General features: G+C 72.5%; 16 protein-coding genes. 10 read left to right on the top strand and 6 right to left on the bottom strand.

The features are described from left to right. Positions 1–86: 86 nt before the first annotated feature. Positions 87–1,190 (bottom strand): COX15/CtaA family protein, encoded by a 1,104-nt coding sequence (locus MOTC310_RS05605; RefSeq protein WP_331301078.1) that lies wholly within the window; start codon positions 1,188–1,190, stop codon positions 87–89. 188 nt (positions 1,191–1,378) lie between these two features. Here MOTC310_RS05605 and MOTC310_RS05600 point away from each other — a divergent pair, with 188 nt between their 5' ends. Next, the gene (locus tag MOTC310_RS05600) at positions 1,379–1,585 is read left to right on the top strand and encodes a DUF2842 domain-containing protein (RefSeq protein WP_331301077.1); all 207 of its coding nucleotides are present in this window, start codon (positions 1,379–1,381) and stop codon (positions 1,583–1,585) included. A gap of 65 nt (positions 1,586–1,650) precedes the next feature. Further along, positions 1,651–2,016, top strand: a complete 366-nt coding sequence (locus tag MOTC310_RS05595; RefSeq protein WP_331290487.1) for a hypothetical protein — start codon at positions 1,651–1,653, stop codon at positions 2,014–2,016. Positions 2,017–2,040: 24 nt separating this feature from the next. Here MOTC310_RS05595 and aat read toward each other — a convergent pair whose 3' ends face one another. From aat to MOTC310_RS05575, 4 genes are all read right to left on the bottom strand, one after another. Beyond that, positions 2,041–2,724 carry a leucyl/phenylalanyl-tRNA--protein transferase gene (aat, locus tag MOTC310_RS05590; RefSeq protein ID WP_331301076.1) on the bottom strand — a complete coding sequence of 228 codons (684 nt, stop codon included), beginning with the start codon at positions 2,722–2,724 and terminating at the stop codon, positions 2,041–2,043. Between the two features lie 79 nt (positions 2,725–2,803). Then, positions 2,804–4,156, bottom strand: a complete 1,353-nt coding sequence (gene accC, locus MOTC310_RS05585) for an acetyl-CoA carboxylase biotin carboxylase subunit (RefSeq protein ID WP_331290484.1) — start codon at positions 4,154–4,156, stop codon at positions 2,804–2,806. Positions 4,157–4,260: 104 nt separating this feature from the next. Continuing rightward, positions 4,261–4,734, bottom strand: coding sequence for an acetyl-CoA carboxylase biotin carboxyl carrier protein (accB, locus tag MOTC310_RS05580; RefSeq protein WP_331301075.1), 474 nt, complete (start codon positions 4,732–4,734; stop codon positions 4,261–4,263). Positions 4,735–4,891: 157 nt separating this feature from the next. Then, positions 4,892–5,674, bottom strand: coding sequence for a DsbA family protein (locus MOTC310_RS05575; RefSeq protein ID WP_331290473.1), 783 nt, complete (start codon positions 5,672–5,674; stop codon positions 4,892–4,894). 217 nt (positions 5,675–5,891) lie between these two features. On the opposite strand from MOTC310_RS05575, the gene MOTC310_RS05570 reads away from it, so the two are divergent. After that, complete coding sequence (locus tag MOTC310_RS05570) at positions 5,892–7,058, top strand: pyridoxal phosphate-dependent aminotransferase (protein WP_331301074.1); 1,167 nt, start codon at positions 5,892–5,894, stop codon at positions 7,056–7,058. A gap of 4 nt (positions 7,059–7,062) precedes the next feature. Here the strand turns inward: MOTC310_RS05570 and gph are convergent, their stop codons facing one another. Next, positions 7,063–7,755 carry a phosphoglycolate phosphatase gene (gph, locus tag MOTC310_RS05565; protein ID WP_331301073.1) on the bottom strand — a complete coding sequence of 231 codons (693 nt, stop codon included), beginning with the start codon at positions 7,753–7,755 and terminating at the stop codon, positions 7,063–7,065. A gap of 172 nt (positions 7,756–7,927) precedes the next feature. On the opposite strand from gph, the gene MOTC310_RS05560 reads away from it, so the two are divergent. The 7 genes from MOTC310_RS05560 (at position 7,928) to MOTC310_RS05530 (ending at position 14,376) form a co-directional block, all read left to right on the top strand. Further along, positions 7,928–8,392 (top strand): hypothetical protein, encoded by a 465-nt coding sequence (locus tag MOTC310_RS05560; protein ID WP_331290471.1) that lies wholly within the window; start codon positions 7,928–7,930, stop codon positions 8,390–8,392. A 130-nt stretch (positions 8,393–8,522) separates the two neighbouring features. Further along, positions 8,523–9,236 carry a ribose-5-phosphate isomerase RpiA gene (gene rpiA, locus MOTC310_RS05555; RefSeq protein WP_331301072.1) on the top strand — a complete coding sequence of 238 codons (714 nt, stop codon included), beginning with the start codon at positions 8,523–8,525 and terminating at the stop codon, positions 9,234–9,236. Between the two features lie 44 nt (positions 9,237–9,280). Continuing rightward, on the top strand, positions 9,281–9,862 hold the full coding sequence (locus MOTC310_RS05550; protein WP_331301071.1) for a DUF2059 domain-containing protein: 582 nt from the start codon (positions 9,281–9,283) through the stop codon (positions 9,860–9,862). A 42-nt stretch (positions 9,863–9,904) separates the two neighbouring features. Beyond that, positions 9,905–11,125 (top strand): O-antigen ligase family protein, encoded by a 1,221-nt coding sequence (locus MOTC310_RS05545; protein ID WP_331301070.1) that lies wholly within the window; start codon positions 9,905–9,907, stop codon positions 11,123–11,125. Beyond that, positions 11,122–12,504: a glutathione-disulfide reductase gene (gene gor / locus MOTC310_RS05540; protein WP_331301069.1), complete on the top strand. Its 1,383-nt coding sequence runs from the start codon at positions 11,122–11,124 to the stop codon at positions 12,502–12,504. The genes MOTC310_RS05545 and gor overlap by 4 nt, the downstream gene beginning before the upstream one ends. Before the next feature lie 55 nt (positions 12,505–12,559). Continuing rightward, complete coding sequence (locus tag MOTC310_RS05535) at positions 12,560–12,877, top strand: RNA polymerase sigma factor region1.1 domain-containing protein (protein WP_331290468.1); 318 nt, start codon at positions 12,560–12,562, stop codon at positions 12,875–12,877. Positions 12,878–12,993: 116 nt separating this feature from the next. Further along, on the top strand, positions 12,994–14,376 hold the full coding sequence (locus tag MOTC310_RS05530; protein WP_331301068.1) for a class II 3-deoxy-7-phosphoheptulonate synthase: 1,383 nt from the start codon (positions 12,994–12,996) through the stop codon (positions 14,374–14,376). Positions 14,377–14,433: the final 57 nt, after the last annotated feature.

Here is a 14,433-nt window from a genome sequence, read left to right as displayed (position 1 = left end):
TTGCTGATGGGGAGTTATCCCAAGGTTCCACTGAAAGCGGTAAAAGTCTCGTGCGGCGCAGCAAGACCGCCGCACCGCACGAGAGCCTAGATCCGGCCTCCAGCCAGCCCCTCGAAGCCCAGCGGCGGCTCTGCGGCGGCGGGCGCGACCTGGCCGGAACCCCGGCTCAGCCGGGCGTGGACCGTCGCCATCGTCAGCACCGCCATGGCGAGCACCTGATGCGCCAGGGCCGCCCAGAGCGGAACCGCGAGGAGCAGCGTCGCGATGCCCAGCGCCATCTGGGCGAGGACGAGGATCACGACGCCCACGGCCCGCCCGGCCGCGCTCTTCGGGCCGGTAAGCCGGGCGTCGACGGCGTGGAGGATTGCCACGACGAAGACGAGGTAGGCGGTCACCCGGTGATCGAACTGGACCAGGGCGTGGTTGTCGACGAAATTCTCGATCCAGGGCCGGATCGCGAACAGGCTGTCCACGGGCGGGACGAGCTGGCCGTCCATGGTCGGCCACGTGTTGTAGACGAGGCCGGCATGGGAGCCGGCGACGAGGCCGCCGAGGAAGATCTGCACCAGCACCAGGATCGGCAGCGCCAGGGCCGTCATGCGCAGGCGCGCCGGGGCCGGCGCCAGGACGCCGCGGCGCTCACCCGCGGCCAGCCAGACCAGCCCGGCCAGGATCAGGCTCGCGGTGGTGAGATGCAGGGCGAGCTTGAGCGGCGCCACCGCGGTCATGCCGGGCTGGAGACCCGAGGCGACCATGATCCAGCCGATGGCGCCCTGGAAGCCGCCGAGCACGCCGAGACCGAGCAGCCCCAGGCCGAGCCGACGGCTGATCCGGCCCTGCCACCAGAACACGATCAGCGGCAGGAAGAACACGAGGCCGATCACCCGGCCGAGGAGGCGATGGCCCCATTCCCAGCCGTACAGCACCTTGAAGGCGGACAGCCCCATCCCCTGGTTGAGGATGTTGTATTGCGGCGTGTCCTTGTACTTGGCGAACTCGGCCGCCCAGTCGGCCTCGGAGAGCGGCGGGATCGCGCCCGTGACCGGGCGCCACTCCGTGATCGACAGGCCGGAGCCGGTCAGCCGCGTCGCGCCGCCGACCGCCACCATGGCGACCACCAGGGCCGCGACCACGTAGAGCCAGGTCCGCACCGCCCCCGACCGCCGGTCGCCCGCGCCTCTCATGTCCATGCACGTCCCTTCCGCGGATGCCGGGATGGCCCCCGCCCTGACGGGGTTAGGGGATGTCCGACCGGCCAGCAACGGCACCGGCGCCGCAGCCCGCGTCGACGGGCGCGTTGCCAACCGGATCCCGGAACGGTAGCCGTCGCCCGTCCGCGCCCGCCGCAGCGCCAGGGGCTCAGTCCAGGAACACAGCAATGCGCCGCCGCACCCGGACCCTGATCGGCACCCTCGCCATCCTGGCCTTCGTCTGCCTCTACGGCCCGCTGGCGATGACCCTGGCCGACAGCCGCATCTCGGAGACGCCGGCGGCGGTGCAGGCGGTGATCTACTCGGTTCTCGGCATCGCCTGGATCTTCCCGCTGATGCCGCTGATCCGGTGGATGGAGCGGCCCGATCGCTGAGGCCGACCCTCGATTTTGCCGCACTCGGGGATCACAAGCCTGCCGTCCCCGCTCGAGACCCCTCCGTGCATCGCCCGACTCTCTGCCTCAAGACGCTGGCTGCCCTCGTCGTGCTGCTCGCGCCCCTTCCGGCCCTGGCGCAGGGGACACCGCGCTCCATCGGCGAATGCGAGCGCCTGAAGAACGACCTCGCCTACAACCAGTGTCTCGCGATGTTCGGCCCGGCGGCCAAGAACGTCGCCGGCGGCTACGCCTCGGCCGACACGGCGGTCGCCACGGCGGCCACCCCCGCGGCCGCCATGGCCGAGCCGATCCCGCAGGTGGAGGAGACCGTCGAGGCCAGCACCAGCCGCCGTCGGCGCTACCGGTCCGCGCGCGGCCGGCAGTATGCCTCGTTTTCCACCGGATACCGCCACCGGCGGCGGCGCTAGCGCCGACGCGCGCGGCCTGCGGCCCTAGCCCCGATCCGGGGTCTCGAGCGCTTCCAAGATTCGCGTGCCCGGCACAGAGCCGTCCCCGGGCCAGACGTTCCAGTCCGCGGCCTGATCGAGGGCTTCGGCGAGGCGGCGCTTGTAGACGTGCCGCGGCACCTCCTCGGCGCCGAACTGCGTCAGGTGGTCGGTGACGAACTGGGTATCGGCGAGCCGGTAGCGCCCGGCGCGCAGGCGGGCCATCAGGTGGACGAGGGCGACTTTCGAGGCGTCGCGGACCTCGTGGAACATGCTCTCGCCGAAGAAGGCCGCCCCCAGCGACACCCCGTAGAGCCCGCCGATGAGCCGGCCGCCCGCACCCGCGTAGACCTCGACCGTGTGGACATGGCCGAGATCGAACAGGGCGCCGTAGAGCTCGCGGATCCGGCCGTTGATCCAGGTGCGCTCGCTGTCCCGGCGGGGCGCCGCGCAGCCGTCGATCACGCCGTCGAAATCGGTGTCGCAGCGCACCACGAACTGGTCGGACCGCACCGTCCGGGCGAGTCGCCGGGGGACGCGGAAGGCGTCGAGGGGCAGCACGCCGCGCGCTTTGGGCTCGACCCAGTAGAGCGTGGGATCGTCGGCATCCTCCGCCATCGGGAAGATGCCCGCCGCGTAGGCCTTCAGCAGGATCTCGGGGGTGATGTCCACGCGGGCGGAGTCGTGCATGCCGTGAGTGTCGCGCGCGGCCGGCGCGAAGACCAGCTCCCGCGCGCGCCGCTCTCGCCGCAGCCTCACCCGGGTCCGGTCAGGCTTTCATGCCGCCGTCTGCCAGGAAATGCTCCAGCCAGTGGATGTCGTAAAGGCCGTTCTGCACGTCCGGGTTGCGAACCAGCGTCCGGAACAGCGGCAGCGTCGTGTCGATCCCGTCGATGACGAACTCGTCCAGGGCCCGGCGCAGGCGCATGAGGCACTCGTTGCGGGTCCGGCCGTGCACGATCAGCTTGCCGATCAGCGAATCGTAGTTCGGCGGGATGCGGTAGCCCTGGAACGCGGCCGAATCGACGCGGACGCCGAGGCCGCCGGGCGTGTGGTAATGGGTGATCTCGCCGGGCGACGGCCGGAAGGTCTCCGGGTGCTCGGCGTTGATCCGGCACTCGATGGCGTGGCCCTCGACCTTGATGTCCGCCTGGCTCACCGAGAGCGGGCCGCCCGAGGCGACCTGGATCTGCTCGATCACGAGGTCGATCCCGGTGATCATCTCGGTCACCGGATGCTCGACCTGGATGCGGGTGTTCATCTCGATGAAGTAGAACCGGCCGTCCTCGTACAGGAACTCGATCGTCCCGGCGCCGAGATAGCCCAGCTCCTTCATGGCGTTGGCGCAGATGCCGCCGATCTCGGCGCGCATCGACTCGTTGAGCGCCGGCGATCCGCCTTCCTCCCAGACCTTCTGGTGGCGGCGCTGGAGGGAGCAGTCGCGCTCGGCGAGGTGCACGGCGCCGCCGCGGCCGTCGCCGAGCACCTGCACCTCGATGTGCCGGGGCTTCTCCAGGTACTTCTCGAGATAGACGGCGTCGTCGCCGAAAGCGGCCTTGGCCTCCGACTTGGCCATGCCGATGGCCTGCTCGAGTTCGGCCTCGGAGCGCGCCACCTTCATGCCGCGGCCGCCGCCGCCGGCCGCCGCCTTGACGAGGACGGGGTAGCCGATCTCGGCGGCCACGCGCTTGGCGGTGTCGGCGTCCTCGACGCCGCCCTCCGAGCCCGGCACGCAGGGGATGCCGAGCTTCAGCGCCGTGCGCTTGGCCTCGATCTTGTCGCCCATCGTGCGGATGTGCTGCGCCTTGGGGCCGATGAAGCCGATCTGGTGATGGGCCAGCACTTCGGCGAAGCGGGCATTCTCCGACAGGAAGCCGTAGCCGGGATGCACGGCATCGGCCCCGGTGATCTCGCAGGCCGCGATGATCGACGGGATGTTGAGGTAGCTGTCGCGGGCGGCCGGCGGCCCGATGCAGACGCTCTCGTCGGCCAGACGCACGTGCATGGCGTCGGCGTCGGCGGTCGAGTGGACCGCCACGGTGGCGATCCCGAGCTCCTTCGCCGCCCGCAGGATGCGCAGGGCGATCTCGCCGCGGTTCGCGATCAGGATCTTGTCGAACATCGGACCCGTTAGGGCGTCCTGGCGATCCCGGACCGCGCAGGATGCTCTATCCTCTCGTGTTGCGGCGTCGTCCAGGACTGGGCGGCGAGCGCCCGGCGGACGTCCTAGGTGATGACGAGCAGGGCCTCGCCGAACTCGACCGGCTGACCGTCCTCGACGAAGATGGCGCTGATCGTGCCGGCGCGGGGCGCCACGATCTCGTTGAAGGTCTTCATCGCCTCGATGAGCAGCAGCTTGTCGCCGACCGCGACCGTCGAACCGACATCCACGAACGCCTTGGCGTCGGGCGAGGGTCGGAGATAGGCGGTCCCGACCATCGGCGAGGGCACCGTGCCGGGCTGCGCGCGGGCCGGCTCGGCCGGCGCGAGGGGAGACGACGCGGCGGGCGCCCCCGGGGGCGGGGCGACGGCCGCGAGCGGCGCGGGCGCCGCGACCTGCACGCTCACGGGTTCGAGCCGCCGCGCGACGCGGATGCGCAGGTCGCCCTTCTCGACCTCGATCTCGGACAGGCCGGTCTCGGTCACGAGGTTGGCGAGCTCGCGCACGAGCTCGGGATCGATGGCGTCGTTCTTTGGCATCCGGCCTACTTCGTCTCGCGGCACGTCGGTGCGTCCATCCGGGCTCGGCCCTGGACCCCCACCGCGGCCCTGCGGCTGGCGGCTCTTAGACGAAGGCGCCCCGGCGCGACAAGGCTGCGCGGAACGCCTTCGGGGTCCGTCGGCTCGATCCGTCAGCTCAGCAGGAGGCGTGGCCGCACTGGCGCACGTCGGCGATGGTCTTGCGCATCGGCTCGACGCCGACCGCGCCGGGGATCACCTCGTCGCCGATGATGAAGGCCGGCGTGCCCGAGAGGCCGAGCCGGTCGCCGAGACCGCGGTTCTCGCTGAGCGCGGCCTTTACCTCGGGGGAGGCCATGTCCTTCTGCAGCTTCGCGGTGTCGACGCCCATGTCCTTGGCGACCTGGATCGCCCGGGCGCCGTTGACCCGGCCCTTGGTCTCCAGGAGCTTCTGGTGGAACTCGAACAGCTTGTCGCCCTTCAGCTGCTGGCGCACCGCGACGGCGACCTGGCTGGCCTCCAGCGATTCCGGGCCGAGCACCGGGAAGTCCTTGATGACCACGCGCAGCTTCGGGTCGGACTTGATCAGAGCCTGGACGTCGCCCAGCGCCTTGCGGCAGTAGCCGCAATTGTAGTCGAAGAACTCGACCAGCGTGACGTCGCCCGACGGGTTGCCGGCGACGACGTCGTGGGGACCGTTGACGAGGGCCTCGCGCGCTTCCTTGAGGGCGGCGGCCTGGGCGAGGCGCTGCGTCTCGGCCTGCTGCTTCTCGGCCTCGGCGAGGGCCTCCTGAAGCACCTCGGGATGCTTGATCAGGTAGTCCTTGACGATCGCCTCGATGCCGGCGCGCTGCGCGTCCGTGAACGGCGCGGCGGGGGGCGTCGCGGTCTGCGCGAGGGCCGGGACGGCGACGAGGCCGAGCGCCAGGACCAGCGCGGGCAGGGGGCGGATGAAGGGCATGGATCCTCGCTTGCGCGGCGGGCCGGCCCGCGCGTGGCGCGAGCGGTAGGGGCTGGGTTAGGCGTTTTCGCGGCGTCCGGTCAAATCCGGCGCCGACCGGACGGATCGGTCCGTGCCGTCCGGTTGAGGCGCGGGCCGCGAGGGTCTACCCCGGCCCGCCGGCCCCGCGGCAGAGGGCGAAGACGACCGCGCGGAGAAGCGCGCAGGGAAGGATGCCATGACCCCGATCTCCCGGCGGGCCGCCGCCGTCCAGCCGTTCCTCGCGATGGATGTCATGGCCGCCGCCGCCGCGAAGGCGCGGGCCGGCGGCGACGTGGTGCGGATGGAGGTCGGCCAGCCCTCGGCGCCGGCGCCGCGCGCGGTGATCGCNGCGGTGATCGCGGCCGCGCAGGCGGCGCTCGCCACCGGCCGCGTGCCCTACACCGAGGCCCTCGGCCTGCCGTCCCTGCGCGCCCGCATCGCCCGGGACTACGCGGAGCGGCACGGCGTCGCGGTGAGCCCGGATCGGGTGGTGGTCACCACCGGATCCTCGGCCGGCTTCGTCCTCGCCTTCATGAGCCTGTTCGATTCCGGCGCCCGGGTCGCCGTACCGCAGCCGGGCTATCCGGCCTATCGCAGTATCCTGGCCGCCCTCGACCTCGTGCCGGCGCCGATGGTGCTGCGCGCCGAGGACCGGTTCGCGCCGACCGCGGCCCTGCTGCGCGAGACCCACGCCCGCGCGCCGGTCGCCGGGGCGCTGGTGATGAGCCCGGCCAACCCGTCCGGCACGGTGATCACGGAGGGCGCCCTGCAGGATCTCTGCGCGGCGGCGCGCGGCCTCGGCCTGCCGCTGATCTCCGACGAGATCTATCACGGCCTCAGCTACGGCGAGCCGACCGTCACGGCCCTGCGCTTCGACCCCGACGCCGTCGTGATCAACTCGTTCTCGAAGTACCACTGCATGACCGGCTGGCGCGTCGGCTGGATGGTCGTGCCCGAGGCGCTGGTCCGCCCGATCGAGCGGCTGGCGCAGAACCTGTACATCTCGGCGCCGTACCTGTCGCAGGTCGGCGCGCTGGCGGCCTTCGACGCCACCGAGGAGCTCGACGCCGTCCGCGACGGCTACGCGCGCAACCGCGCGATCCTTCTGGACGCGCTGCCGGGCCTCGGCCTCGGCCGCGTGCACCCGGCCGACGGCGCCTTCTACCTCTACGCGGACGTCTCGAACCTCACCAACGACGCCTCGGACTTCTGCCGGCGGATGCTCGACGAGGCCCACGTCGCGGCGACGCCGGGCCTCGACTTCGATCCGGACCTCGGCAACCACCATGTCCGCTTCTCCTTCGCGGGCTCGGAGGCCGAGTGCCGCGACGCAGCGGCGCGGCTGAAGGCCTGGCTGCGCTGACCGGTCAGGCCGCCGGCACGAGCGCGCCCACCGCCCCGACCAGCTCCGAGAAGTGCGCGATCACCCGGTCGGGCCCGAGCTCGTCGACCGGCCGATCGGTGTAGCCGAAGGTCACCGCCACCACCGGGATGCCGGCGGCCTTGGCGGTGTCGATGTCGGTCCGGGAATCGCCCACCATGACGGCGCGGGCCGGATCCCCGCCGGCGCGGGCGATGGTGCCGGTCAGGTGGCGCGGGTCGGGCTTGGATTGCGGGAAGGTATCCCGCCCGCAGATCGCCGCGAAGCGGTGTCCGATGCCGAGGAGCCGCAGCAGCTCGACCGACTGGCCCTCGTACTTGTTGGTGCACACCGCGAGCCGGAAGCCCGCCGCCTCGAGGGCGTCCAGGGCCTCGACCACGCCCGGGAACAGGTGGGACGTGTCGGCGAGGTGCGCGCCGTAATGGGCGATGAAGGCGTCGAACAGCCGGTCGTGATCCTCCGGCGTGAGCGGCCGTCCCTCGGCCTCGAAGCCCCGCCGGATCAGCGCCCGGGCGCCCGCGCCGATCAGGCCGCGCGCCTGGGAGAGGGGCAGCTCGGCCAGTCCCTCGCGCTTCATCAGCACGTTGAGGGTGCCGATGAGGTCACCCGCGGTCTCCGCCAGCGTCCCGTCCAGGTCGAACACGGCGATCGGGGGCTTGCTCGTCGGTTCGGTGGACATGCGTCAGGGGCTCCGTGCGCGGCAAGATCTCGAGCGGCGTCGCTATCGAGGCCGGGGACCGGGGGCAAGTCGGCCGAGGCGCCGTCGCGGATGCGCGGATCGTCTCACCGGGCGCCCCAGACTCGCCCGAAAGCGCAGCGAAACGCAGGGCGTACCAGCCCCGGGACCCGCGATGAAACTCTCCCTGCCTCTCCTGGCCGTTTGCGCCGCGCTGCACGCCCTGCCGGCGGCCGCGACCTCCTTCGAGTTCGTGCCCGCCCCCCAGACCGACCTGAACCGGATGTACCGGGTCGACAAGGTGACCGGCGAGGTGACCTCCTGCCAGTACGGGCTCCAGGAATCGGCGGGCGGCATCGGCCAGACGGTCTGCTTCGGTCCGGGCGAGGGCGCCGGGCCGCAGACCCCTTCGGAATACGGGCTGGTGGCGAGCCGGCACACCCGCGAGGCCGGCGTCTTCCGGGTGAATTACCGGACCGGCGAGATGAGCATCTGCTTCGTGCTGGTGAAGAAGGAGCAGGTCGTCTGCACCCAGCAGGGCAAGCCGGGCGTCGAGGGCGCGACCGACGCGCCGCTCACCGGTCCCGCTCCCGGTCGCGCCGGGGCCAGCGCCACGCCGACACAGGGCGGCCGGCCGTGACACGGCCGCGTGGGCGCGGGCGTTCCGGTCGGCCCGGTCCCGTGCTACGGGCCGACCGACACTTTCGGAAAGACCGGCTGCCCATGACCCGCGCTTCCTCGCTCCTCCTCGCCGACCGGGCGGTGTCCCGGTGAGCGGGCCGGACCTGCGGCGCGCCGCCGCCGCCCGCGCCCTCGACCTCGTCGAGCCGGGCATGCGGCTCGGCCTCGGCACGGGCTCGACGGCGGCGGCCTTCGTGGCGCTCCTCGGCGAGCGGGTCCGCGCCGGCCTCGACATCGTCGGCGTACCGACCTCCGAGGCCACGCGCGCGCAGGCCGAGAGCCTCGGCATCCGCCTCGCGACTCTGGACGAGCAGCCCGAACTCGACCTGACGATCGACGGCGCCGACGAGGTCGATGACCAGCTGCGCCTGATCAAGGGCGGCGGCGCGGCGCTCCTGCGCGAGAAGATCGTCGCCTGCGCGAGCCGCCGTATGGTGGTGATCGCCGACGCGGCCAAGCACGTGGCGCGGCTCGGCGCCTTCCCGCTCCCGATCGAGGTCAATCCCTTCGGCCTCCGGGCCACGCACCGGGCCGTCGAGGCGGCGGTCGCGGGATCCGGCTGCTCCGGCGACGTCCGGCTGCGCGGCCTGCCCGATGGCAAGCCTCTGGTCACCGACGGGGGCCATTACATCCTCGACGCGCGTCTCGGCGCGATTCCCGATCCGGAGGCGCTGGGCGCCGCCCTGTGGGCCGTGCCGGGCGTCGTCGAGCACGGTCTGTTCCTCGGCATCGCCGACGCCGCGATCCTGGCGGCGGCGCGGGACGGGCAGGCCGAGGTCACCGTACTCGGCAGCCTCAGCTGAGGCGCCGCCCTCCATCGCCGGCCATCCTCGCAAGAAAGTCCAGCATGTCCCGTCGCCTCACCGCCGTGCCCGGCCTCGCGCTCGGCCTCGCGCTCCTGGCGCTCCCGCACGCGGCGGCCGCGCAGCCGCACAAGACCGCGCCGGCCAAGCCGGCGGCGCAGCCGGGCGTCGGCACCCCCGCGGCCAACAGCCCGGCCGCGGCCACCTTCTCGCCGAGCCACCTCGCCCTGGCCCGCGAGGTGATGCTCAGCTCCGGCATCGCCCGGTCGTTCGACTCGGTGCTGCCCGCCTTCGCCGACCAGATCCGCAAGCAGGCGGTCACCCGCCCCGAGCTGTCCAAGGATCTCGAGGAGGTCCTGGCCTCGCTGCAGCCGGAGATGGAGCTGCAGAAGCAGCGCATGATCGACATCGCGGCGCGCACCTACGCGTCCAAATTCTCGGAAGCCGAGCTGAAGGAGATCGCGACCTTCTTCCGCTCGCCCGCCGGCAAGCACTACGTCGAGGCGCAGCCGCAGCTCCTCGACGAGATGGTGCAGGAGATGCAGGACTGGACGCAGGACGTCTCGGAATACGTCATGGTCCGCGTCCGCGCCGAGATGGGCAAGCGCGGGCATCAGATGCAGTGACGGCGGCCACTCCCGGGGGCGGATCGCCGTGAGAGATCGTCCATGAACGCGGCCGGCCGCATGTACGCGGCGGGCGGCGCGCTCCTCGCGGCCCTGCCGCTCGCCATGGTGCTCGCCAACCGGTCGAGCCCGCTGGTCGTCGGGCTGGCGGCACTCGCCTTCCTGGCCGGGCGCTGGGCGGAGGACGCGCCCGCCCTGCGCCGCGTCCTGCTGGCGCCGCTGCGGACGCCGCTCGCCGGCGCGGCGCTCGGCTTCCTGGCCTGGGCCCTGGTCACCCTCGCCTGGAGCCCCTTCCCCGCCGCCTCCCTGCGGGTGCTGGGCGAGTTCCTCCCGACGCTGCTCGCCGCCTACCTGCTGGCCTGCCTGGCGCCCGACCGGATCCCGGCCTTCGCGCCGCGGCTCGGGGCCGTCGCGATCGGGCTGGCGGGCCTCCTGATCGCGGCGGATCTCGCCTCCGATCTCGCCCTCGAGCGGGCGCTCGGGCGCCGGGTCGCCGCCTTCGTGCACAACCGGCCGGCCCTGACCCTCGACCTCGTCGCCGGCCCGCTGGCCCTGGTCCTCTGGAAGGGCCGCGCCCGCGGCCTCGCCGCGGKGGCGCTCGCCTTCGCGGGTCTCGGCGTGCTCCGCTCGATCAGCGGCGCCGCCCAGCTCGGCCTCCTGGCGGGCGCCGCGATGGCCGCCCTGGCCCGGCTGCTGCCCGAGCGGGTCGGGCTCGGCCTCGCCGGACTCGGTCTCGGTCTCGCCGTGGCGCTCGCCCCGGTGGAGGGCGACCTCCTCGCCCGCGCCATGCCGGAGGCCGCGCACGAGCGCCTCGTCCAGTCCTCGTCCCGGGCCCGGGTCGCGATCGCGCGCAGCTTCGGGGCCGCGGTGGCGGCCGATCCCTGGCGCGGGGCGGGCGTCGGCACCAGCGCGCGCTTCGCCGAGACACCCGTGGCGCGGACGGTGCCGGACGCGATGCGCGTCCTCCTCGGGGTCGGGCACCCGCACAACAGCTTCCTGCAGGTCTGGGCCGAGCTCGGCCTGCCCGGCGCGGTCCTCGCCGCCCTGACGCTGATGCTGATGCTCGCCCGGATCGCGCGGCTGCCGCCGGCGGACCGCGCCGCGGCCCTCGGCCTTGTCGCCTGCGCGGCGGCGATCGCCTTCGTCGAGCACAACGGCTGGGCCGCGTGGTGGACGGCGGGGCTCGGCGCTGCCATCACCTGGATGCGCGCGGCCTCGCCGGCCGGCGCGATCGTGACACCCGAGATGGACGGTCCGGCATGAGCGCGTTCGACGTCGACCTCTTCGTCATCGGCGGCGGCTCCGGTGGCGTCCGCGCGGCGCGGATCGCGGCCGGATACGGCGCGCGGGTGATGCTGGCGGAGGAATACCGGGTCGGCGGCACCTGCGTGATCCGCGGCTGCGTCCCCAAGAAGCTGATGGTCTATGCCGGCCGCTTCGCCGACGAGTTCGAGGACGCCGCGGGCTTCGGCTGGACGGTGGAGAGGCCCCGCTTCGACTGGGGCACCCTCAAGAAGCGGCGCGACGCGGAAGTGACCCGGCTCGAGGGCATCTACGACGCCAACCTGATCCGCGCCGGCGTCGAGATCCTGCCCGAGCGGGCGGTGATCGAGGATCCCCACACGGTCCGCCTCGTCGCGTCGGGCCGCACCATCCGCGCCGAGCGGATCCTGGTGGCGGTCGGCGCGCATCCCGTGAAGGAGCCGGCGGTGCCGGGGATCGACCTGGCGATCACCTCGAACGAGGTGTTCGAGCTGGAGAGTCTGCCGGAGCGGATTCTCGTGATCGGCGGCGGCTACATCGCGGTGGAGTTCGCCGGCGTCTTCGCGGCGCTCGGTAGCCGCACGACGCTGCTGCACCGGGGCGACAAGCTGCTGCGCGGGTTCGACGACGAGATCCGCGACGCCCTGGCCGAGGCCTACGGCCAGCGGATGGACCTGCGGCTCGGGCGCACGCTGCGGCGCATCGAGCGGCGGGAGGATGGCCTGTGCGCGCAGCTCGACGACGGCAGCGACATCCTGGTGGACCAGGTGCTCGTCGCCACGGGCCGGCGGCCGAACGTCGCCGGCCTCGGCCTCGACCGCGTCGGCATCGCGACCGACGGGGCCGGGGCGATCCCGGTCGACGCCTACTCGCAGACCCGGGTCCCGTCGATCTACGCGGTGGGCGACGTGACCAACCGCGCCAACCTCACGCCGGTGGCGATCCGCGAGGGCCACGCCTTCGCCGACACGGTCTACGGCGGCAAGCCCGCCTGCGTCGATCATCGCCTGATCCCGACCGCGGTGTTCTCGACCCCCGAGATCGGCGTCGTCGGCCACAACGAGGCGGCCGCCCGCGAGATCTACGGCAAGATCGACGTCTACAAGGCGCGCTTCCGCCCGATGAAGGCGACCCTGTCCGGCCGGGAGGAGCGCATCCTCATGAAGGTGCTGGTCGATTGCGCCAGCGACCGGGTCGTGGGCGTCCACATCTTCGGCCACGATGCCGGGGAAGTGATCCAGGCGGTCGGGATCGCCGTGACCATGGGCGCCACGAAGGCGGATTTCGACCGGACCATCGCGGTCCACCCGACCGCCGCCGAGGAACTCGTCACCATGCGCGTCCCGGAGGTCACCAAGCACCCGGTCGGCGTCGGCTGAGGCCTCGACGCGGCCGGGGCCTCGACGCGGTGCCCGACCGAGCCATATCAGGGTCATGGGCAAGCAGGGCACCGGCAAGGGACGACGCGAGGACGACGCGCACGCGCGGCGGCAGGCTGTCATCGACGGCCTGCTGGAGGACGCCCTGCGGCCGGCCTTCCACCGCCCTCCGAGTCACGAGGCCCTGTCGCCGGACATCCGGCAGGCCATCGACCGCCTCCTCGCGAAGGCGGAGGCGCAGCGCAGCCGCAACCTGACCTACGACGATCTGGAGGCGGCGCTGCCGCCCCGGGACGTTTCGGCCGAGGATCTGGAGGCGATCTTCTGGATCCTCGCCGAGCACGGGATCGAGGTTGAGGACGGCGAGGCCTGACTTTGGGACGCGCCTGCCCCCCTCCTGGCGGCACTCGCATGTCCGCGGGAACCTCTCTATAAGCCGCGCTTCGCGCGTCGAGCGCGATCGCACGAAGAGGTGCGCGGAGAGAGACCATGGGCGAGCGTTGGACACCGAAGAGCTGGAGACATCTGCCGATCGAGCAGGTCCCCACCTATCCGGACGCTGCCGCCCTGGGTGCCGTCGAGTCGCAGATCGCGAGCTTTCCGCCGCTGGTCTTTGCCGGTGAGGCCCGCAAGCTGAAGGCCGCGCTCGGGCGCGTCGCCGCGGGCGAGGCCTTCCTTCTCCAGGGCGGCGACTGCGCCGAGAGCTTCGACGAGCACTCCGCCGACAACATCCGCGACTTCTTCCGGGTGTTCCTGCAGATGGCGATGGTGCTGACCTTCGCGGGCGGCTCGCCGGTCGTGAAGGTCGGGCGAATCGCCGGGCAGTTCGCCAAGCCGCGCTCGTCGCCTACCGAGACCCTCGAGGGCGTGAGCCTGCCGAGCTACCGCGGCGACATCATCAATGGCATCGGATTCAGCGAGGAGTCGCGGGTTCCGGATCCGCGCCGTCAGCTCGAGGCCTACCGCCAGTCCGCCGCGACGCTGAACCTGCTGCGCGCCTTCGCCACCGGTGGCTACGCGAACCTCGAGAACGCGCACCGCTGGATGCTCGGCTTCGTGAAGGATTCGCCGCAATCCTCGCGCTACCAGGACGTCGCCGGCCGCATGACCGACGCGCTCGACTTCATGCGGGCGATCGGCATCAACCCGGAGACGCATCCGGAGGTGCGGACCACCGACTTCTACACCAGCCACGAGGCCCTGCTGCTGGGCTACGAGGAGGCGCTGACCCGCGTCGATTCGACCACCGGCGACTGGTACGCCACCTCCGGCCACATGCTGTGGATCGGCGATCGGACTCGGCAGCCCGACCACGCCCACGTGGAGTACGCCCGCGGCATCAAGAACCCGATCGGCCTCAAGTGCGGCCCGTCCATGAAGGCCGACGGTCTGATTCGGCTCATCGACCTGCTCAACCCGGAGAACGAGCCGGGTCGCCTCAGCCTGATCTGCCGCTTCGGCGCGGACAAGGTCGGCGACCACCTGCCGGCGCTGATCCGGGCGATCGAGCGGGAAGGGCGCTCGGTCGTGTGGATCTGCGATCCGATGCACGGCAACACGATCCCGGCCGGCCGCTACAAGACGCGACCGTTCGAGCGGGTCATGCAGGAGATCGAGGGCTTCTTCGGCGTGCACCGGGCCCAGGGCACCTTCGCGGGCGGCATCCACCTGGAGATGACCGGCAAGGACGTGACCGAGTGCACGGGCGGCGCCCGGGCGCTGACGGCCGACGACCTGCAGGACCGCTACCACACCTACTGCGACCCGCGCCTCAACGCGGAGCAGGCGCTGGAGGTGGCGTTCCGCACGGCCGAGCTGGTGAAGGCCGAGCGCAGCCACGTGGAGCGCCCGCGCCTCGACGCGGCCGAGTAGGGCGGCCATCCGGCCTGTCAACGGCGCGCGCTGTCCCCTCGCGGGGGCGGCGCGCAC

This window comes from Methylobacterium oryzae (genome assembly GCF_036441375.1).
Taxonomy (GTDB): domain Bacteria; phylum Pseudomonadota; class Alphaproteobacteria; order Rhizobiales; family Beijerinckiaceae; genus Methylobacterium; species Methylobacterium oryzae_A.
This window is presented reverse-complemented; position numbering and strand designations above follow the sequence as displayed.